Source organism: uncultured Bifidobacterium sp. (assembly GCF_949292005.1).
Taxonomy (GTDB): Bacteria; Actinomycetota; Actinomycetes; order Actinomycetales; family Bifidobacteriaceae; genus Bifidobacterium.
Genome location: NZ_CASEXV010000030.1, coordinates 1 through 19,570, shown reverse-complemented (window position 1 = coordinate 19,570; position 19,570 = coordinate 1). Strand labels below are relative to the sequence as shown.

Sequence of the window (19,570 nt, the reverse complement as noted above, 5' to 3'; positions counted from 1 at the left end):
GAGAAAAGTTCTACAAGCCTTTGCCGTATGTGGTGCGGCAAAGGGAAGCGCAACCGTTCTCGCGGTCCTTATAATTCCGGTGGTAATAAAGGGATTTGATTTGAAGGGATTGCCATGGCTAGTGTGGCGCGTGTTGTCGCCGGACTGTTGGTCAGTGCCGCGGTTGTGGCTCCGCCTTCCGCCGGGACCGTTTCAGAAGCTTCGTCCTTGGCTTGGGGTGGGGCCTCGCAGTCTCTGGTGGTGACCTGTAACGGTCGGATCCATTGGCCGTGGTGCTCTTGGGGCAAATGATCCGCCAGTGCATCGGGGTGGGGGATGGTGATGGTCATGGTCCATTGGTGGTCGTCCTGACTCACATCCAGGTTCCCTCGTAGTTGCGCAGCCCACCGACGGCATCGTGTGATGCCCGTGCCCTCATGCCCATCATGGCGTGGCATGTCGGCGGGCGAGTCCGCGACCGAGATGACGAGTCGACCACCATCGTCCGTCAGGCTGACGCAGTAGCCGTCGCCCGGGTCGGCGTGTTTGAGGATGTTGCCGTAGATCTCATCGATTATGTCGGTGAGGGATTCCGCGGCCGGCCGGCCCAGCCAAGCCAGATCGGTATGCTCCTCCAACAGCGAACCACCCGTGAAACCGGCTTGGGCGAGTTTGCGATCCCACGAGGAAAAAAGACGGGGCAGCCGTTCCTCTTGATGGGAATCGGATGACGTGTCGGCATTGCCGGGTGTGCTGACGGCGAGTTCGTCGATAACCTGGTGCACTTTGCCTAGGGCGGAAGAGAGCACGTTCCGGGCTTGTTCGATCTGATCGGAAGTCAGCTTATCGCCCGCGAGCACCCGGTCGAGATAGACGAGGTCGTTGGCCACGGAATTGTGCAACCGGTCGGCCACCCGCAAGGCATTGCGCTGGTACGTCTGGCTGGCCCTGCGCCGCTCGCGCCGCGTTCGGCGTTGATACGAACCCCAAACGATTCCAGCGCCCACGGCGAGCATGAAGAAGCCAAACTGGATGAAGATCGCATCGATCGGCATGTGCGTCGTGCCGCCTCGAGAGAGTGCGGGAAGATAGCCTGTCAAGGCGATCAGAGCGGCGAGCACCCCTTGGACGGCGCCGATGCATCCGAGAATCAGCAGCGTCGCCAATAGGGGAGGAACGACACTGGTGGTCATCACCGGGAATGGCAGGATCTGCAGGACCAGCCACAGGAACACGACCAGCCAGGCAAGGTCGCTGCGCAACGCGACGCCCAGGCATGCCAATGTCATCAGCAACGTCACCACCAGCGACGGCCATCCGGACTGTCCCCACGCATACATAACAGCGGACTCCGCCATCAACGGCAGACATGCCACGGCCGGCAGCCAGCGGGCCAACCGTAAGACGCCGTTGGCGTATTGTCCATTCATGGCAGCAGGTGCTTGCGTATGCATAACGCCACCGCCTCCGTCCTGTTGCGCGCGCCGAGCTTGACCGTAGCCCTATGCTCGTAAGATGCCAACGTGCTTCTGGTGATGTCGAGACGATCCATCGTCTCACTGGAGTTCAGCCCCCGCGAAAAACATCCCAGCACCTCCAGCTCGCGGTGTGAGAGCGTTCTCCTGCCCACGGGCGTGGGCCGCTTTGACGATTGCCGAGCCTCGCACGAGGACGGGTTTGCCCTACCCGCGGGCGTGGGCCCACTCCCGTTCTCCTCTTGCGTCGGAGGCCCGCCATGCGCGGCGTCTTCGTCGAGGATGCGGACGACGAGATCGTCCAACCGCGCTTTGCTGACAACCGCCTCCATGCCGCTTTCCCGCGCATCGTCGAGGTAAACATCCGTACGGTAGGCCGTCACCCCGATCACGCGGATCGGACCGGACAGCTGCTTCACCTTCGCGCACACGCTTGTTCCGCTGATGCCCTCCAAGGCCATGTCCGTCACCAGCACGTCCGGACGGGTCGCGGCCGATAGACACGATTGAACCGCCACGGCCGGGCTGCTAGCCAGCCACAACAGATCGATGTCGTCTCGGTCATGCAACACTGCACGGAACATGCGCAACGCCAGCGGGTCGTTGTCCAGCACCCCCACGCCGACCGCACTCAAGCCATCCTTCATACCTAGCATCCTACAAACAGCCGAACACGAGCACGAGCCCCTAGTCGCGCCGCATGCGATCATTGCCGGAGAGTCCTGAAGAAGAAGCGCCATCCAAGGTACCCCCAGAGCCGACATCGCGCGGATCAAGCACGCTAACCATCCAGAAAACACGCGTTCCCACATTGCGGCAGATGCGATCCAGTCATACTGGTAGTCAGATGACGCGGCGGACATGCCGCCGCAAGAGGCGGAAGGAATCACATGGATGCCCTGTTGGTGGTAGACGTGCAGGAAGACTACATCGGCGAAGGAAGAAACGATCGGCGTTTCTTCTACCACAGTGGAAGATACACTCCCCAACTCGCCAAGGGGCTCGATGTCGTCTCGGGAAATATCTTTGTCAAGCAGCATGCCAACTGCTTCTCCAACACGGAACTGGCACGCTTCCTGCGCGACAACAACGTCACCGGATTGGAACTGGTGGGGATCGATGGCAACTATTGCGTGGCCGCGTCGGCCCGCGCAGGCAAGAGGAACGGTTTCTCAGTGCTGCTGGACCAGAAATGCGTCGAAGCAGCCAAAGCAGGTCGTTTCACAAGGACCGTCGACGGTCTGCGGCATGCCGGCATCACGGTTGTGCGATGACACGAATCAGGTCAGTCGCGAACCACCGGCGGAGGTTCCATCAAGGTGGATGACCCCATCGACGACGTTGTCCGAACCGCGGGCACTGCTGACCATTGCCGGGCTGACACTAGGCGCCCTGAGCTGGCTGGTCTTTGGCATCCTGCGGAAGGTGCTGCATATCCTGGCAGGGTCGCAGCGCCCACCTGAACATCTGGGGACACGACAGCCATACGGAATTCTATGCAGTCCCGGAAGGAATTACTTGCGCTCGATGAGACGGTCTGTTGGCCGCAGGGACCGTGGGCGTATCACGCTTGGGGCTCTCGACACTGAATGAACAATCAACCGCTGAACCCTGTCGTTGCAGTTCCCGGTTCAACCTAAGCGATCTGCGTGTTCCATAGCCGAATGATGACATCTCCGTACGGCAGTATCCCGGCGCAAACCATATATTATCGACTAACGTCGCGTCGTGCGAACATCGTGAGCGAGAGCAGAAGCATCATCGCGACCCATGCGGTGCAAGCCACAAGGCGACCGCCTGGCTGCGGTTGTGCGCACCCAGTTTGGCGACGATCCCCTGTGTCCCAGCCGCTGCCACACGCCCGGCATACCGATGCGAAGGGAACGAAGTCACCGCCAGAATCGGAACAATGCATCCGCTGGCGCGGACCTTCTCGATCACCTGTTCGCCAGTCATGTCGTTCAAAGACATATCCACCAGCAGCACGTCCCCCGATCGACGACAGCCCTGACGATGAGATCACACGGATCCGGACTGTCTCATCGCCCCAAGACGCTTTACGGTTCTCGTTCCTACATCCATGTCGCTCGCCTTACTGCTGATCATTGGCAGCAGTCGACAAGCGTACTGTCATGCAAAAAGGGGACATTCGCTTGCCAGCTCCTCCATATGCCACCGAGAATCGAGGTGGTGACGCCCCTCCATGTGGCGCCATCAACAGGCCAAACATGAAGGGATCTTCGCAATGCATTCAAACAATTCAGATACAATACGATTCGATACCATTTCCGCAATTGTCGCATTCATCGCCTGCGCCGCCATGATTTTCGGCTCAACGGGCGTGGCACAGGCGGCCGGAACATCAACACAATCAAACAACATCTCTGCGATGACAACTCAGTCGGTAGAAGAAGCGACGCTCAACTTGTTTACCAAAGTGCTGGAGAAAAATTCAAGCACAAAAATTTATACCATTAATGAGAGGGCACGATTGCGGTACGCTCCAGAGATGGATATCCAGCAGCTTAGTGCCATTCGCGATTCTCTCAACGCATCTGTCTCTTCTCTGCAACTCTATGGCGTAGCCAAGTCGAGCGGCTGGTCTTACGCACAATGCGTCGTTCTGAAAGCGACGGGCATTGATGCGATCGTATCCATTGACTGGAAGAAAATTGATAAGTGGATATCGCAAAAAGCATGGAAAACGCTTGCCAAATATTTGGGGCACGAGTTGCCCAAACACGCTGCGCAGTTGGGATTGAAGGGCGCTTTTCGTCTCAACGTTGTCATTCTTGTGGGAAGTCTGGCCTATTATGCGATTAAATGCGCCTAGTTCGGGAAACGGAGATAGTTCCATGGCACGACAAGGGCATAACCAAGAGGAAGATTCTGCAATAACCGGCCGCCACCGGGTCGGCAATGAGATGATTCTGGCTGTGGTCACGGGCCTCTTCGAGGGAGGCGCGCTGGGGTCAGCGTTCTCTTGGATTTTTCATGATTGGAGTCTGCTGCTGTGGTTTGGGATCGGTTTCCCCGTGCAGAAGGCCATCGTACTGCTGCTCGACAATTGGTTTGGGCGCAGACGTGACGAAGACACGCAGGGCAGCATCTATCTGAACCGACCGATCCCCAGTGTCACCTTGCAGTGGATGTTGTATTCCGTATTTCTCGGCATCGTCGACAATTCGCAGACCCAGGTCTGGTGGCACATCCCCTTGTACGCCGCGTCGGGGGCTGCCGTTGGACTGCTAATCGGATATCTCGGCAAGCGTGAATACGAGCGCAAACAAGCGTAGGACTGGGCTCATATTTCAAGAACCCTCTCATACGGAATTCATATACTGTACTGAGTCAGCTGTGTCAGGGCGTCCTGCAGCAACGGACACGTTCCCAGCGATGCTGTCCCCATTTTCGACGACGGCAGCTACCGGTGAATGGATCGCAGTGCCTACTGCGAAACCGGTCAACCAAGATCGATCGCATCAAGGGAACAACGAGATTAAAAGGTGTAGTTACTATGGACAAGTCATTGCATGTAGCATGGAAAAGCAGGCTGGCGGTGACCACGATCGCGGCGACCCTGTGCATGGGGATCTGACCATGGCAGATGAAACAAAGCGGGAATCCTGGACGCCGATACCGTTCGGGAACGTGATGACGGGCTATCTGGTCGTCAACGCGGTCAAGTGCGTCGCTTATCTGCTCTTGTTGTGGCTGGGCGGCTTGGTCATGCCAAGATTCGCCTTGCCGTTCGACGAACTGGCCACGTCCGTGATCGTCGCCGCATTGGTGGGCGCGATCCCGCAGGCGGTCGTGTTCCGCCGGTTCACGTTGCAGGAGCGACGCGACGACAGCCTGAGCCCGCTATGCCCGATACTGGAGTCGGCGGTTATGCTGATCGTCGCCTCCGGCGTTGGCTATCTGATCACCCGAACCGTCGGTACGAGTCTGGCGGTCGGCGTTGTCATGGCGGCGATCGATCTCGCGGGAGGTTTGATCACCATGCCCAAACGGGAGGATCAGATCATGAGCCGGGAGAAGGTCGCGGAAAATATGGAGAAGACCCGGACGATGACCCAGGAGGTGTTCGCCGACGAGATCGCCCACGTGCACGGCGAGCAGCAACGCAAACTCGACGAGACGAACCGACGCTACGGCATCGACAAGCTCCACGGACGCTGACCCGCAGTCGACGGGATTTGGACGTGCCCGGCCCGCCGACCGTTACGGCGGCATCCGAACCCCGCAAAGGCTCCACATCGCCCAGGCGCACATCGTCGCACTTTTACATGCACTGATAGCGGATACGCTGGCGGAAAGGGGCGGCAGAGAGACAGGGGGCGTACTCATCCTTTCAAGACATTCCCCATCCAGCGGATTTTCCAATGCCGATTCCTTCAGCAACGGACACGTTCCCAGCGATGCTGTCCCCCATTTTCGATGACGGCAGCTACCGGTGAACGGATCGCGGTGCCTACTGTGAAACCGGTCAACCAAGATCGATCGCGCCCTCGGCTGCAGGTTGTGCTATTTGGGGGTACTGGCCATGAGGGTTGTTGCTGTGCATGTAGGCGAGATTTGCTCATTCCTGCTTGCCGCCGCAGCGGCGTTGCTGCGGCGGTATAGCGACGATGCCGGTTGTGGCATGCACATTGCTGTCGGTCGTGGTATATGCCTGGTGGTGGCGCCGCTGCTGTGCTTCTATCGTGCGTGGTGCGGCATCGTGGCGCTGGCCATCGGCTTTGCCGGCCAAACTCGAACGGTTTCTGTAGATGCGAACATGCTGTTTCCGCGGATGATCCAGCGGAGCATTCCCACAGGAGGCCGGTCGCGTTCGGTTGCACCCTGCGCGGCAATGTGACGCCCGCCGCATTTGCGTCCGGCCCACTGTTTCGCTGCTGGCGCTGTGAATCGTGTTCCTGTTCACGGTCTCTTATGGGTTCCTGGCGATGTCCCCACATCGGCAGTCGCGGGAATGACAGGCTCCTGTTAACATCCTGAATAGCGGTCGATGATCGCGTTGACCGCCAGACCGAATGCCGCGGTCAGTGCGGATGTCAGCAGTGAGCATATGAGCGATGCCTGCCAGTGGGTGAACATGGATGACATCAGTATGAATAGCAGGAGCACGCTCAACGTGTCGCCCGCGAGTTCATGGAGCACCGGATGGCTGTGCTTATCGACCATGTGGCTCGCCATCCGGTCGGTGAGATATGTGGCGAAGAACCAGAGCATGAAGATGCCCAGAATGCCCAACACTGCACGCCACCCATGCATCCACGACTGGAGTTCGCCGAACGGGAGCAGGCGTTGGACGGCAGCGATCCCGAGAAAGAACGGCAGCGCCGCGCCGAACAGGACGGAGCCCCGAAAGCCTAGGAACACCACCCAATCCGAGGCGTCCGGGGAGTCGGGCTGTTGTTTGTCGTCCATCGCCTGCCCTTTTCCGTTTCGTATTATCGTTTTGCATTATCCGAGGAATGTGACGATCCACCATGCCGCCTGCCGTGGCACAACCATGACGATTGTCATGATCACTTCTCCTAATCTATTCGAATCCACAGAACATTCGTGATGACTGGCAGCTATCGATCCCAGCTACGCCCGTGGATTACGTTCCATTGCTGGTATGCAGTTCAGGACGGGCGAGCAGCTGGAATCCGACGAGCTGTTCGGATCGGCGGTCTGCGTCTCCTGGCGTCGCCGAACCACATTTCCGACCATATGGGATGCATGCCGGTTCGCATAGCCGCTGTCGTGATTTCCTATGACTGGTTGACGGGGTGTCATGAAAATTGATGACAGCGCGTTGCCGGCGGCATCTAGGCGCGGTTACCATCCCGTGGTGTCCAGCATTGCCTGCGATGCCGCGGCATGGCGCTGATTGATAGCAGAAAGGTGTTCCAATGAATCCGGTTTCCCTGTTGTTAGCGATCACGCTGATATGGTGCCCGTCGGCGGCGGTCGATGCCGACGCCCGGACAACGGTTCTTGACGCTGCTGGTTCGACGGTTCCCACGGTGAGCTTGATAGTCACATGCCCCACGCTGCTGCACATCTTCAAATGGTGCTGAGTCCATACGGATTGCGCCCTGTCAAACGGGCAAGCCGTCTTATGCAATGTGGAAGAGCCGCCTGGCGGAACTGTTGGCGCTGCCGTGGTGAGCCTAGGAATTGACTTAATCCATCGCGCTCACAGTGATCGTGACCAATCCTTATATCCTCTCGTGGGTCAGATTCATAAGAAAGCGGGACGCCAAGGGATACTGGTCGACATCCGGCCTGTTACCTGACCCATGCCTGACATCCGATGCCGATAGTGGCTGATGTGCCCGGCGGCGATGAATTCGCGAGCGCGGATACGCTATATAAAATGGTGTCGAAGGCTGCTGTGAGGGGGGGGTGATGGTGGAACACCGTGGAATCACTCTGGCGATTGTGGACAATGACCGGTTCACGTTGCAGGCCATGTCGGGATTCCTGTCGAAGGCGTTGCCGAAGTCGTTCGCGTTGCGGTGGACGTGCGATAATCCTCGGCGGGCTATTGCGAGGTGTGTCGAGGATCCGCCGGATGTGCTGCTGGTGGACATGTCGCTGGGCGATATGGACGGGGTCCAGGTCATCAGGGAGATCCGCGAGCGTGACGCGCATATCGGCCTGATCGCGGTGACCTCATTCCCCCTGTGGGAGTATGCCGCGGACGCGGCGGATGCCGGCGCTCAGGGCATCGTCGGCAAGAACGATCTGCCTGCGATGATCGCACTGATACGGCGCGTGGCATCCGGTCTAGCGGGCGCTGATTACGGCGACGCTCAATTCGACGTCCCGCAGGCGGCGTTCACCAAGATATGTCAAGGTGACGCGCGGAACTGCGGCGGACTGTCACCGCGCGAGTCCGATATCGTCAAGCTGTGCAGCCTTGGCGACACCACGACGGATGTGGCCAAGGCCCTAGGCATATCGGAGGCATCCGTGAACACACATCTGCGGCGGGCTTGCACGAAGCTTGGAGCCAGAAACCGCGTGCATCTGGTTGCCCTGTGGATGCGGCTGAACAGGCCGCGACGCTGAAGGCGGCCGGATGATCACTTATGCATACCAGGCGGTTCAGGCACGAATTACCCATCCAGCACTGCTGTTGGGCGCGGGTGTCGGCCTGATTGTGGACGTCTATTACTTCGCGCTGCGCAGTCCCCATTCCATGCCGGAAGTGGCCGCATTCGTCGTCTACGCCCTCCTGTGCATGGCGATCCCATGGTTTCCCCGGGTGGCTGGCTGCGGCATGATCGTCTGGTATCTGCTGTGCGCGATCCTCCCGCCGCTGGATGCCGGATTCATGCTGGCGGGCATATGCGTCGCCTTCGCGACGGTGTTCGCGTTCATGAACACGCCGGTCGACCTGATACTGATAGGCACATCCATGCTCACGCTATACCTGACATCGACCGTGGATACGGCCATCGCTATGACCATCATGCACGCGGTCTCGGCGCTGGCAGGCTACACGATCAAACGGCATATGGACGCAGTCCGGCAACGCGAGCAGCTGGCCGACGCGCGCAGGACGGTTGCCGTCATGTCCCGAGACATGGCATTGGCCACCCGTCTGCACGACACAGTGACCAACGATTTGTCGTATGTCATCACGGTCGCCTCGACGAGGAACCTGGATACCATCGATCGCGAGGAGCGGCGGACGCTCGACGCCATCATCGAACGCTCGCAGCACGCCTTCGCCAAAACTCACGAGGTCATCGACGTGCTCAGCGGCAAAGCACGCGAACCGGATCCGTCGCACACTCCGGTTTCGCTGCGAAGGGAGTTGGAAGCGGTCGCACGTGTGGCACAGGACCGTCTGCGGCTATTGGGCTTGGCGGGCAACGTCACCGTGACCGGGGCCGATGCGCCCGAACCGATCAGACCGGACGTCCACGAGGAGATCATGGGGCTGGTGTCGGAGGTCTTCGCCAACTTGCGCCGGCACTGCGCGCCGCCCGCCGACTACACCGTCATCATTCGCGTCCAAAACGACGCTTTCACGCTGACCGCATTGAACACGATGAGCCCGAAGTCAACGGCCACGTCGCCGACCTCGGGCAAAGGCCTGCTGCTGCATCAGAGCATCATCGAATCCATCGGCGGGGAACTCACATTCCACGCAGATCATGGTAGTTGGACGCTCCGCGCCCAACTTCCATTCGCCCCGCCATCCTGACACAGACCACGTACCGTCCTGCACCCCGGCTCCGGCTCTTCCGCAGGGCCATGCCACGACTACGTGGATGACCTCTCACACCTCGATCTCTTGTCGACGGCGCTGGTTCTCAGCTCACGACCTATCAGAAAGTTCAACGGGCCAGAAATATCATATTGAACGGAATCGAGCCTACCGCTCCCGCGATTATGCGGATGAATGGATAGATGAGAATGAGCCAGTGCGGCCATCCCGGTATTATGCTGATAATCGACCCGTAAGTCGTGGGTTCTCGGTTCGAATCCGAGGGGGGGCACTTTCGCCTTTCATCAACACCAGACGGCGCAGCCGGGGGAAGACAAGGGGAAATAACATGAGCGGCCCGGACTATCGCATTGTCCTGTGGACGTTGTTGGGGATTCTGTTTCTGATCGGCGCAGTCAAGGAACTCGTGGATCAACTTCACACCAAAAACACCGCCGCGCCGCGCCAAGTCGACCACACGCCGGCCGACCAGGAGCATCGCCATCGTTCCGGCATCGACGATCTGCATCTGATCGCCTACGCATGCCTGGCCTGGACGGCGATCCTGTTCATACGGCACTGGACGTCGGGAACAAGCCTTGACTACGCGCTGCCCGCGGCGTCGGGATTCGTGGTCGCGCAACTGTCGTCCCTGCTGCCCGCAAGACTACGGGACGGATGGATACCCATCGTCCTGACCGTCGCGTTCGGGGCGGCCTCCGCGTTCCTGATCGCATGATCCGTGTCAGTCGCGAACCACCGGCGGAGGTTCCATCAAGGTGGATGACCCCATCGACGACGTTGTCCGAACCGCGGACACTGCTGACCATTGCCGGGCTGACACTAGGCGCCCTGAGCTGGCTGGTCTTTGGCATCCTGCGGAAGGTGCTGCATATCCTGGCAGGGTCGCAGAAACGGTGTCGCCACCCGACCACCAGCTGGACGACCCTGAGCGGAGCGCCGAGGCCGTCGCACAGGCGATGAACACGACCGGGCCGGCCGCCGCATCCGGGGGCAACCATGCCGTCTCCGTGGCCGTCGGGCCGGACGCCCTGCCGTTCGCCGCGCATGCGGCCAGGCCGTTGGTGCGCACCGGCGGGATGCTCGGCGCATGGGGTGCGAACAAGGTCGCAGACGCGCAGGTCAAGCGTCGGCAGCGGCAGCTGGATCAGGCGCTGACTGATCAGATGGGCGCGGCCGCCGACCACCGCAGCGATGAGACCGAGCTGGCGGCCGAGGCGCGCGCCGAGGAGGAGCATTACGAGCGGCTGTTCGACGAGCAGGAGCGGCAGGGCAAAGTCGTCTAACAATCCAAGGCACGCGTATTGACATCTTCGTCAGCGAAATTGACCACGAACAGCGCTGTCCCTTTTTTAGGGGACAGCGCTTGGACTTCGACCGGATTGCTGTCTATCACAGGGATTGCCAACTTCCAATGAGAGGAGGCCGTAGATATGGCGAAGAAGTGAATCATGATAAATGATTCAGGAACGTATGCACTTCTCCTCCCATGCAGTCAACAAGACGGAGACAGGAGAGTACAGAATGGCAATGGAACAGTAAATAACTCGAATATGGTTCCCCGAATAATCGCAGTTCATGCGCGCTCTCGGTTGAATGGATAGTGTTCGATATTGATCAATGAGATCAATCTCCCATAGGTAGTTCGTTTCACCAATGTCCATGAATGGCGATGGCAGATTAGGGTTCTCGACATCATTACCAGCAATGTTTTCATACACAATCTGTCAAGAAAAAGATGTAATGCTATGAAAAATGGAATACGAACAAGGGTAGGGGTATTGGCAGTCGTTTGTAGCGCTGCAGTCATGTTCATCACGCCAGGCATGGCGCTGGCATCAACGTCCTCATCGTCGGCTGCAGAAGTTACTGCCGCAGTTAACAAGTATGCAAATGGACTGGCAGCAAATTATACGACGCATGGCAGTCAACCTGCCAATAGCCTTGAACAGGAGTTGGTTGAACAGACGACTGGTGAGATCAGCACTGCGAAACAACATGGCCTTAACGTAACGCATGCGACTGTCACCCCTCAGGTGGTTGCCGTCGCCAAGAACACGACTGGGTACTCGGTGACTGCGGACTTGACGACAAGTCTGAACATGACCGCGAAATCAGGGACGACGATCACGCTGCTTGGTCGTAAGACCGACCATTTGGACTCAAGCGCGACCGACAGACATGACCTGCAGCTGACGAGAGAAACAGGCGCCAACAATTATTCCGTGACGGCCGATTCGATCCAACAAGAGCAGAACTCCGATGCCGATCAAACGAAACAGCTCTCTGCAGGCGCCAACTCGGCTCCCTCAGCGCTCTCGGACCGTTCCAAATGGGATTCATCGGCCACACAATCCACGTTCGGAACAAATTCAGTCGGCGTTAACTACATTACCGAGATGAAGTATGCAGACACCTGGACAGACAACGCACATCAGAACAAAATGAACCCGGATTTCCCCGATGATGATGACAATTGCACGAACTTTGTCTCACAGTCACTATACGCGGCAGGATTGAAAACAACCTACGGAAACTCTTTTCAGACAAAAGACACGAGCGTGTGGACATGGAACCTCGCAGGCATCGCCGGGCAGACATGGACCTGGGATAACGCCAACTACAATTACACGTATATGAAGGATCATTCGAAGACATTCACACACGGTAACAACCCGGACATCGCATGGGAAGGCAGTCTTCTGTATGGCGATTGGGGACGGGATGGCAAGTATAACCATGCCATGGTTGTCGTCGGAGACGTCATAACGAAGAATTCAACGACGCCCGTCATCGATCAAAAAAGTCCCAACCGTCATGACTACCTTTTTTCTGATTCCAAGGCCAACGCCGTCAAAGAATACAAGAAGGTTTCCTGGGGTGTTCTACAATACAAGTACAATTAATTACGAGCGACACATGGATAAGTCATCTGCCAACGAGTCGTCACGCAGTCCACAGATTGGAGCGCAATCTTCGTCGGGAAGGCGCAGGTGGTGGAGACTTATTCTTTACATGTTGGGTGTGGCGCTTGTTGCATACTGTGCATGCGATGGCGTGTTCTCGCTGATGCTCACCAAGGCGGAGAGCGAATACACCACCGCAGAGATCCTGTATGGCACCACGCTGGAGACCGCGACCAGAGTGAGCAGTTTACCCTCGTCAGCCTTTCCCAATCGGACAGTATGGACTGAAACCAGAAGGCAGAATCCTTTCCCCACGCAAAGCCGAATCTGGTATCCGACGGATGGCGGTAGCCCCAGTTTCCTGATGTGGGAAACGATCGCCACGTATCGGCAGGTCAGGGCGGACACCGTGCAGATGCAACAGGATAGCGAAGACTTATCCAACTATTCTGCCGTAGTGCTCACATACGTCCGAACTGACTAGCCGACTGCAAACCCTTACCAACCGTGACTACGCCTGCGCGTGACACGACTAATATCCATCTGACTCTGCTCGACATCATGCGTGCCGAGCAGAGTTTACAGGGTTATAGGTCATAAGGGGGTTGGGACTGTTTTCTGGTCGAAATTGGAGGATCAGATGAAGGTCATGTACTCGGTTGAGCAGAAACGGGTGGCGGTTGCCACGTATCGTCGGTATAAGTCCTATGTCAGGACGTTGCGTTTGTTGGGCTATCCGTCGCATCACGTGTTGTTCGACTGGGCGCGAGGAAGCAAACCGGGCAGAAGGAAGCCGATCGCCCTTGCCGCGTATCACAAGTTATTCGGTGGCGCTCAAGCTCGAGGCCGTCAATCGCATGCTTGCCGGGGACAGGGTCGTTGATATCGCCGCGGGTCTGGATGTGGCGAATCAAGCGCGCCCACATGCACGGCGGGCAGCAGCGTCATCAGGTCCACGAGGTTCTGCACGCTCCTGCCCAGCCCCGGCTTTGCCCATCGGAATACATGAGGAACACGATAAGACCTACATAGAGTGTGTGTACGATGGCCTCAGCCATATGGGACGTTTTCGTGAGATCACTGCATGCAATATGATCGCCAGAACTCCCGCAGCTAGTCCGACAATGATCCAAATCAAAGGAATATGCTCCATTACAATCATCCCATTCTCAGATCACTCATATCAACAACACATCCGCCCTATTGAGATTCCACTCTCTCCTGTTAGATCATACGGATGCAACACGCTATAGAAAATGTGCCCACGTCACATTTCCTTCACATTCAGATTCCCGTGGAGCCCTCTCCGAGGAAAAGACTCGGAGAGGATGCACGGGGGGGTGTTATTTCGAACGTGAAGAGGTTTCCGCAAGTGTTAGCGCGGGAAAGCTCTTTAATTATCGGAAATGTTCACTGAGGATTGTTCATTCCCTCACTCTTCGACTTCGCATGGACGATTACACTTCGTGCAAGCACGTATAACGCGAGTAGGGATATGGCGACGATCCAGTTTATCGTGAGTCTTCCATGACTATGCATCAGAGCAACACAGACGAATGCTGAACCGATGCAGACCACAGACAGCAGAACTACGACCGCGGCGTACGCAGATTTAGTTGCCCTTGGAAACAGTCGAGACACGCATTCAACCAGGCAAACGATAGACGCAGCAAACATCACAGCTGACAACGTACCGATGAACATCATCACACCAACCTTTTGAACAGGGCCCAGCAACCATCAACGCCTAAGGCCACCAACAGGGCGCTCCTCATCTGGTCGTTCGTCCTCTCATTCTTTTCTGGATAAGAAATTTTTTCATAAAGTCCCATATTCCCTCAGATCCCCAGTAAGCGGATGGTAATCATCCAATCAGCTATTGGAGCACCATTAAAAATATTTATCAAAGATTTAGATGACAGATTTTTCTTCAGACCAATAAAGGTTCTACAAAAATTCCACAATTAGGAAAATCATGAACTCCGCCGGACACACCGGAAAAATTGTCAACAGATAGACCGCGGTCACGGACATCAGGAGGGTTTCTTTAAGGGATACCTGGAAATCTGTAGCAGTATGCCCCCAGCTCGAGGCATCCTGTCATCCCGTATGGATGTCGGCGGAGGTTCCATCAAGGTGGATGACCCCATCGACGACGTTGTCCGAACCGCGGACATCACGGCCATAGGTCACCAGGAAACGCGACGAGTACCCGCCAAGCCACCGCAGCGCAAGACGGAGGGGCGTCCCCTCGAAGCGGTTCCCCCGCACGGTGATTCGCCCCACCGTCGCACCCCCCGGATCACTGACGCTGTCCGGCTCCCGGTACAGATCGAAGACACCCACCCGCGGCGCGAATCCACGGAAGACGTTGTTCGTGATGGTGACGCCATGCCATCCGCGCGGCTTGACCATGCGATGCGACCGCGCGTAGAACGCCACCGCCCAAGACGGCTGCCGCGTCTCCCCCGTCCATACGAAGGTGTTCCCCGTGATGGTGATGTCGTCCGCGGCGTCGAAATGGATCACCGCGCTGTTCTCCGTTCCCGCGCCCTCGTAGGATACGGGATCCTCGACGTAGTTGTCCTTGAACACTCCGTAGCGGATGTAGCTGGAGTCGTCGGTGGTCTTCGCATATGCCATATGCGTGCCGAAGGGCGCGGCCGACGGGAGGAGCAGTCTCCCGTGCGAATCCCGCAGCGGAAGGAACCGGCAGTGCTCGATCGTCATATGCGTGGTCGGCAGACTGTCGAACACCGTATTCCTGTCGTAGTAGCCGCTGGCGCCAAGGGCGGCGACGTCCATCTGGAAGACCTCCTTGAACGTCTGACCACGGTCCGTCGACCCGATCACCGTACTGTGCGTCACGGTCACTCCGGTGCTGCCATCGACGTCAAGCGCATGACCGAACGACCTCTGCACCATGTCGAAGACGCAGTGATCGAAGACGATGTTCCGCGCGTGGATGAGCGGCTGATATATGGTCTGCATCGGCATCAGATCAGCCGAATGCTCTCCGAAGAAGGCGATATGCCTCCACGTCACGTCATGCATGCCGTCATATCCTCTGGCCCCACCGATGGGATACCAGATGACCAATCCCCCATGACGATGGCGCGGCATCTGGAAGACCGTGCCGTGCTTCACCCCGCCCGAGGTCCCCGGCATCGTCAGATCGCTGACCATATCGATCACTCCAGTGAAGGCGAAATGCCCGCGCGGGAAGACCAGCGTCTTGTGTCCCTGCGCGGGAAGCATCCGAAGGATGTCATTGAGCCGCATGGTGTTGTCCGTGACGCCGTTGGCCACGAGTCCCGCATCCACCGCCTTCACCACGCCCGACGCCGACGACGCGCGTATCTGGCGACGGCACGAAGGGTTTCGCCTCCGCCCGAATGGGATCCCGCCGACGCGACTCCCGCCACCCCGGCCGCCACGACGATGACGCACGCCAGAACAGCCCCCATCCATCCACGCCAGCGCCGACCGCGCCGACCGGGACCACGGTGCGGACGCATGCTCTCGTTCCCCGATGGGTCCTGCATCATATCGGCCCGCCTTTCCTTCTGCGACGTCACGTGCCATCATGCCCATTCGCGTGCCACGGACATAGCGCGGACGACACTCTTCCCATGACCCACACACGTGCAACGTCGTGCGGCTTCACGCACTCGCCATGTCCGAGTGCTAGCATCGGACGTGGGCGTCGCAGTGGTGCGGCCATCCGATCCACAATCATCCAGACCGCGACGCAGGTCCCGCATCACATCCCCAACACACGACCCACACCCATGCCGCCGCGGTCCGAGACAGAAAGGAGCGCAGCAGTGCGCGTCGCGGTCATTGCAGGACCCTACGTGCCCGTTCCGCCGAAACAGTACGGTGGCACGGAGCTGGTCATAGCCAATCTCATCCGGGGACTCCAGGAGATGGGCCACCAGCCCGTTCTTCTGGCGTCGGCCGATTCGACCATCGACTGCCCCATCATCCCCATCACCGACAAGGCGATCTACTTCCCCAAACACAAAAAGGACCTTCCCGCCTATCTGGCCCGGGCGAAGGAGATTGAAAAAACCACCGCCGACAAGCTACGGGGGATCCTGGGCGACGTGGACATCATCCACTCCCACGGATTCGACCTCAAAGACTTTCAGGATTTCCCGAATCTCACCACCATGCACGGACCTGTCACCTTCCAGCAGCTGGATTACTACGACCACCGCCGAGACCTGTTCTACGTCTCCATATCGCGCAACCAGCAGGACGCCTTCCCCGACCTCCAATACGTCGGCGTCGTCTACAACGGCGAGGACCCGTCACAGTTCCCGATCGTCACCGACCCCGACGACTACGTGTGCTTCCTCGGCCGCTTCGACAGGGAGAAGGACCCCCATCTGGCCATCCAGCTGGCCATCAATCTGGGGATGCGGATCAAGGTGGCGGGAAAGATCGACCATCAGGGCGACGGCTACTTCGACGAGGAGATACGCCCGCTGCTCGCCAATCCCCTGGTCGAGTATTGCGGCGAGCTCGGATTCGACGACAAGATCAAGCTTCTCTCGCACGCCCGCTGCAACCTCCACCCCACCGGATTCCGCGAGCCTTTCGGCCTGACCGTTCTGGAGGCGGCATACTGCGGAACCCCGACGCTGGCCATCAAACGCGGCTCCATGCCCGAACTCATCGAGGAGGGGCGGACCGGCATGCTCGTGGAGGATTTCATCGAGGGCTGCCACGAGATAAAAAGCTGCTTCGACATGGACAGACGCTACATCGCCGAACGCGCCCGCATGCTGTTCAACTACCGCACGATGACCAGACAGTATCTCAAGGCTTACGAGAAGGTCATCGATATCTTCCACACCCGCGAGCGACAGCGGCGAATCATCCGCCGGATGGCCGTGCAGACGCGGACCGACCTGAGCGACATCTGGCCCGGAGCCCCACGCCCGGATGCCGCCGCATATCAACCGGCCCCCGCCACGCATCCCGAGACGCCCTCTGGACATTCGGACAGGCCTCATGCCCCCATCAGTGCTATCATGCCGCCTGACAGGTGATGGGCCCCGCCTGGATGCGGTTCGGACGCGATCCGAAGCGCATCCGAACCGCATACGCTGATGGTTCCTACAGACAATGGCCAACGTATGGCCATACACTGAAAGAGGCGTCGGTCATCATGACTCCCGTTGTTGACTTCTGCAATCACGCCGACCCCCGCGATGACGGGGAGGTGCGTCGATGAGCGCCCGCGCGCGGACCATGGCGCAGTCGGCGGCCGTAGTGTTCGTCGGAGGCTACGTGGGGTCGCTGGTCCGCATCGTGCTTGAAGGCATGCAGCCCGCGAGCGCGGCATGGCCGTGGATGACGATGATCATCAACCTCACCGGCGCGTTCCTTCTGGGATTCCTTCTGGAGTTCCTGGCCGCGACCGGGGCCGACACGGGGGCACGACGCCTGTTCCGGCTCGCGGTGGGAACCGGGGTCATGGGGGGATACACCACATACGGAACCTTCGTTCTTGAAACGGACACACGCCTTCTGGGACATGCCGCGCTGATCGCCGGAGCCTATGCGATCACGTCGATCCTGCTGGGCCTGCTTGTGGCCGCGTGGGGCATCTCCGCCGGAGGAGCGGCGGGCCGTCGGTTCAAACAATCCGGAACGGACGACGCCACATCAGCCCAGCGGATCGGCGGGGAGGACGGACGATGATCATCGCCGCGGCGCTTATGGGTGGGCTCGGCGCGGTCTGCCGCTTCCTCGTCGATACGGCAATCAACCGCCGCAACCGTCTGACGATCCCCGTGGGAACGATCGTCGTGAACGTGACCGCCTGCCTCCTTATGGGTCTTCTCGCCGGATGGGCGTTGTCCCATGTGGGCTCGGACGAGGTACGGGCCCTTCTGGGATCCGGGCTGCTGGGAGGGTATTCGACCTTCAGCACCGCCAGCGTCGAGGGCGTGCGGATCCTACGCTCGGGACGCCACGTCGAGGCCATCGCCCATACAGGTGGGATGCTGGTTCTCAGCCTCGCCGCCACGCTGGCGGGCTATGCCCTCATGGTCTGACTTCCCTGCCCACCGGGCATGCTCTGGATGACATACGCCCCGAGCGACATATGCCTCAACAACATATGCCTCAAGCGATATGCCGGGGGGGAATCATTATCGGCGCCCCCTCAATGGCTAGGATGAGCACTATGAACGAATCCTCCCCGTGGACCAATCCCCTGCGCGATCCACGTGACCTGCGCATGCCGCGCATCGCCGGCCCCTGCAGTCTGGTCATCTTCGGTGTCACCGGCGACCTGTCCCGTAAAAAGCTGCTTCCCGCGGTGTACGATTTGGCCAACCGCGGACTGCTTCCCCCCAGCTTCGGCCTCATCGGCTTCGCCCGCCGCGATTGGACCACCGAGCACTTCATCGACTTCGTCAAGGAGGCCGTGCAGGAGCGCTGCCGGACCCCCTTCAAAGAGTCGACATGGACCAATCTCGCGCAGGGGATTCGGTTCGTCCAAGGGACCTTCGACGATCCAGCCGCCTTCGAACGACTGAGCGACACCGTCGGAGAGCTGGACAGGGACCGGGGCACGCGAGGCAACCATGCCTTCTACATGTCGGTTCCCCCCAAGGCCTTCCCCATTGTGTCGAAGCAGCTCGCGGCATCCGGTCTGGCCAGATCGGACAAGGGCGCCTGGCGGCGGGTGATCATCGAAAAGCCCTTCGGCCGTGATCTGAGCAGCGCGAAGGAGCTCGACCGCGTCGTCTCCGAGGTGTTCGACCCGAGCTCCGTCTTCCGCATCGACCATTATCTGGGCAAGGAGACCGTTCAGAACATCCTCGCCCTGCGTTTCGCCAACTCCATGTACGAGCCCATCTGGAATTCGAACTACGTCGACCACGTGCAGATCACCATGGCCGAGGACATCGGAATCGGCGGCCGCGCCGGATACTACGACGGAATCGGGG

At 58.9% G+C, this 19,570-nt stretch carries 21 protein-coding genes and 1 riboswitch; of the genes, 15 read left to right on the top strand and 6 right to left on the bottom strand.

Going from position 1 to position 19,570, the window contains the following annotated elements; all coding sequences use genetic code 11:
- Window positions 1–68 precede the first annotated feature (68 nt).
- Entirely contained in the window at window positions 69–1,283 is a 1,215-nt protein-coding gene (locus Q1X90_RS02430; RefSeq protein WP_300766163.1) for a hypothetical protein, read from the bottom strand.
- A 122-nt stretch (window positions 1,284–1,405) separates the two neighbouring features.
- Complete coding sequence (locus Q1X90_RS02425) at window positions 1,406–2,089, bottom strand: response regulator transcription factor (protein ID WP_300766161.1); 684 nt, start codon at window positions 2,087–2,089, stop codon at window positions 1,406–1,408.
- A 255-nt stretch (window positions 2,090–2,344) separates the two neighbouring features.
- Between Q1X90_RS02425 and Q1X90_RS02420 the strand changes: the two genes are divergently transcribed.
- Entirely contained in the window at window positions 2,345–2,728 is a 384-nt protein-coding gene (locus Q1X90_RS02420) for an isochorismatase family protein (RefSeq protein ID WP_022861183.1), read from the top strand.
- A gap of 484 nt (window positions 2,729–3,212) precedes the next feature.
- Here Q1X90_RS02420 and Q1X90_RS02415 read toward each other — a convergent pair whose 3' ends face one another.
- Window positions 3,213–3,440 carry a hypothetical protein gene (locus Q1X90_RS02415; RefSeq protein WP_300766155.1) on the bottom strand — a complete coding sequence of 76 codons (228 nt, stop codon included), beginning with the start codon at window positions 3,438–3,440 and terminating at the stop codon, window positions 3,213–3,215.
- A 259-nt stretch (window positions 3,441–3,699) separates the two neighbouring features.
- Between Q1X90_RS02415 and Q1X90_RS02410 the strand changes: the two genes are divergently transcribed.
- The 4 genes from Q1X90_RS02410 to Q1X90_RS02395 all read left to right on the top strand — a co-directional run bounded on the left by Q1X90_RS02410 (window position 3,700) and on the right by Q1X90_RS02395 (window position 6,315).
- The gene (locus tag Q1X90_RS02410; RefSeq protein WP_300766152.1) at window positions 3,700–4,287 is read left to right on the top strand and encodes a hypothetical protein; all 588 of its coding nucleotides are present in this window, start codon (window positions 3,700–3,702) and stop codon (window positions 4,285–4,287) included.
- A gap of 22 nt (window positions 4,288–4,309) precedes the next feature.
- Complete coding sequence (locus tag Q1X90_RS02405; RefSeq protein WP_300766149.1) at window positions 4,310–4,750, top strand: hypothetical protein; 441 nt, start codon at window positions 4,310–4,312, stop codon at window positions 4,748–4,750.
- A 304-nt stretch (window positions 4,751–5,054) separates the two neighbouring features.
- On the top strand, window positions 5,055–5,636 hold the full coding sequence (locus tag Q1X90_RS02400; protein ID WP_300766146.1) for a hypothetical protein: 582 nt from the start codon (window positions 5,055–5,057) through the stop codon (window positions 5,634–5,636).
- A 364-nt stretch (window positions 5,637–6,000) separates the two neighbouring features.
- The gene (locus Q1X90_RS02395) at window positions 6,001–6,315 is read left to right on the top strand and encodes a hypothetical protein (RefSeq protein ID WP_300766144.1); all 315 of its coding nucleotides are present in this window, start codon (window positions 6,001–6,003) and stop codon (window positions 6,313–6,315) included.
- A 128-nt stretch (window positions 6,316–6,443) separates the two neighbouring features.
- Here Q1X90_RS02395 and Q1X90_RS02390 read toward each other — a convergent pair whose 3' ends face one another.
- Window positions 6,444–6,887, bottom strand: coding sequence for a hypothetical protein (locus tag Q1X90_RS02390; RefSeq protein ID WP_300766141.1), 444 nt, complete (start codon window positions 6,885–6,887; stop codon window positions 6,444–6,446).
- Window positions 6,888–7,360: 473 nt separating this feature from the next.
- Between Q1X90_RS02390 and Q1X90_RS02385 the strand changes: the two genes are divergently transcribed.
- The 6 genes from Q1X90_RS02385 to Q1X90_RS02360 all read left to right on the top strand — a co-directional run bounded on the left by Q1X90_RS02385 (window position 7,361) and on the right by Q1X90_RS02360 (window position 12,599).
- Window positions 7,361–7,528 (top strand): hypothetical protein, encoded by a 168-nt coding sequence (locus tag Q1X90_RS02385; RefSeq protein WP_300766136.1) that lies wholly within the window; start codon window positions 7,361–7,363, stop codon window positions 7,526–7,528.
- A gap of 331 nt (window positions 7,529–7,859) precedes the next feature.
- The gene (locus Q1X90_RS02380) at window positions 7,860–8,525 is read left to right on the top strand and encodes a response regulator transcription factor (RefSeq protein ID WP_300766134.1); all 666 of its coding nucleotides are present in this window, start codon (window positions 7,860–7,862) and stop codon (window positions 8,523–8,525) included.
- Window positions 8,526–8,535: 10 nt separating this feature from the next.
- Complete coding sequence (locus Q1X90_RS02375; protein WP_300766132.1) at window positions 8,536–9,669, top strand: hypothetical protein; 1,134 nt, start codon at window positions 8,536–8,538, stop codon at window positions 9,667–9,669.
- Between the two features lie 352 nt (window positions 9,670–10,021).
- Entirely contained in the window at window positions 10,022–10,411 is a 390-nt protein-coding gene (locus Q1X90_RS02370) for a hypothetical protein (RefSeq protein WP_300766130.1), read from the top strand.
- 178 nt (window positions 10,412–10,589) lie between these two features.
- The gene (locus Q1X90_RS02365) at window positions 10,590–10,979 is read left to right on the top strand and encodes a hypothetical protein (RefSeq protein ID WP_300766128.1); all 390 of its coding nucleotides are present in this window, start codon (window positions 10,590–10,592) and stop codon (window positions 10,977–10,979) included.
- A 462-nt stretch (window positions 10,980–11,441) separates the two neighbouring features.
- Window positions 11,442–12,599, top strand: coding sequence for an amidase domain-containing protein (locus tag Q1X90_RS02360; protein WP_300766126.1), 1,158 nt, complete (start codon window positions 11,442–11,444; stop codon window positions 12,597–12,599).
- Window positions 12,600–14,699: 2,100 nt separating this feature from the next.
- Here Q1X90_RS02360 and Q1X90_RS02355 read toward each other — a convergent pair.
- Together Q1X90_RS02355 and Q1X90_RS02350 are read right to left on the bottom strand one after the other, a co-directional pair.
- The gene (locus Q1X90_RS02355; RefSeq protein ID WP_300766124.1) at window positions 14,700–15,935 is read right to left on the bottom strand and encodes a hypothetical protein; all 1,236 of its coding nucleotides are present in this window, start codon (window positions 15,933–15,935) and stop codon (window positions 14,700–14,702) included.
- Window positions 15,929–16,147 (bottom strand): hypothetical protein, encoded by a 219-nt coding sequence (locus Q1X90_RS02350; RefSeq protein WP_300766122.1) that lies wholly within the window; start codon window positions 16,145–16,147, stop codon window positions 15,929–15,931. Before Q1X90_RS02350 ends, Q1X90_RS02355 begins: the two co-directional genes overlap by 7 nt.
- A gap of 279 nt (window positions 16,148–16,426) precedes the next feature.
- Between Q1X90_RS02350 and Q1X90_RS02345 the strand changes: the two genes are divergently transcribed.
- The 4 genes from Q1X90_RS02345 to Q1X90_RS02330 form a co-directional block, all read left to right on the top strand.
- A complete protein-coding gene (locus tag Q1X90_RS02345; protein ID WP_300766120.1) occupies window positions 16,427–17,659 on the top strand; it encodes a glycosyltransferase family 4 protein in 1,233 nt (410 codons plus the stop codon).
- Window positions 17,646–17,736: riboswitch (Fluoride riboswitch) on the top strand. (Overlaps the previous gene by 14 nt.)
- Before the next feature lie 104 nt (window positions 17,737–17,840).
- On the top strand, window positions 17,841–18,314 hold the full coding sequence (locus tag Q1X90_RS02340; RefSeq protein ID WP_300766119.1) for a CrcB family protein: 474 nt from the start codon (window positions 17,841–17,843) through the stop codon (window positions 18,312–18,314).
- Window positions 18,311–18,670 carry a CrcB family protein gene (locus Q1X90_RS02335; RefSeq protein ID WP_300766117.1) on the top strand — a complete coding sequence of 120 codons (360 nt, stop codon included), beginning with the start codon at window positions 18,311–18,313 and terminating at the stop codon, window positions 18,668–18,670. Before Q1X90_RS02340 ends, Q1X90_RS02335 begins: the two co-directional genes overlap by 4 nt.
- Window positions 18,671–18,792: 122 nt before the next feature.
- On the top strand, window positions 18,793–19,570 hold a 778-nt coding region (locus tag Q1X90_RS02330), incomplete at its 3' end, for a glucose-6-phosphate dehydrogenase (RefSeq protein WP_300766115.1).

Coding starts and splice junctions, on each gene's coding strand:
- Q1X90_RS02420 (WP_022861183.1), top strand. CDS start 2,345: ATGGATGCCCTGTTGGTGGTAGACGTGCAGGAAGACTACATCGGCGAA.
- Q1X90_RS02410 (WP_300766152.1), top strand. CDS start 3,700: ATGCATTCAAACAATTCAGATACAATACGATTCGATACCATTTCCGCA.
- Q1X90_RS02405 (WP_300766149.1), top strand. CDS start 4,310: ATGGCACGACAAGGGCATAACCAAGAGGAAGATTCTGCAATAACCGGC.
- Q1X90_RS02400 (WP_300766146.1), top strand. CDS start 5,055: ATGGCAGATGAAACAAAGCGGGAATCCTGGACGCCGATACCGTTCGGG.
- Q1X90_RS02395 (WP_300766144.1), top strand. CDS start 6,001: ATGAGGGTTGTTGCTGTGCATGTAGGCGAGATTTGCTCATTCCTGCTT.
- Q1X90_RS02390 (WP_300766141.1), bottom strand. CDS start 6,887: ATGGACGACAAACAACAGCCCGACTCCCCGGACGCCTCGGATTGGGTG.
- Q1X90_RS02385 (WP_300766136.1), top strand. CDS start 7,361: ATGAATCCGGTTTCCCTGTTGTTAGCGATCACGCTGATATGGTGCCCG.
- Q1X90_RS02380 (WP_300766134.1), top strand. CDS start 7,860: ATGGTGGAACACCGTGGAATCACTCTGGCGATTGTGGACAATGACCGG.
- Q1X90_RS02375 (WP_300766132.1), top strand. CDS start 8,536: ATGATCACTTATGCATACCAGGCGGTTCAGGCACGAATTACCCATCCA.
- Q1X90_RS02370 (WP_300766130.1), top strand. CDS start 10,022: ATGAGCGGCCCGGACTATCGCATTGTCCTGTGGACGTTGTTGGGGATT.
- Q1X90_RS02360 (WP_300766126.1), top strand. CDS start 11,442: ATGAAAAATGGAATACGAACAAGGGTAGGGGTATTGGCAGTCGTTTGT.
- Q1X90_RS02350 (WP_300766122.1), bottom strand. CDS start 16,147: ATGATGCAGGACCCATCGGGGAACGAGAGCATGCGTCCGCACCGTGGT.
- Q1X90_RS02340 (WP_300766119.1), top strand. CDS start 17,841: ATGAGCGCCCGCGCGCGGACCATGGCGCAGTCGGCGGCCGTAGTGTTC.
- Q1X90_RS02335 (WP_300766117.1), top strand. CDS start 18,311: ATGATCATCGCCGCGGCGCTTATGGGTGGGCTCGGCGCGGTCTGCCGC.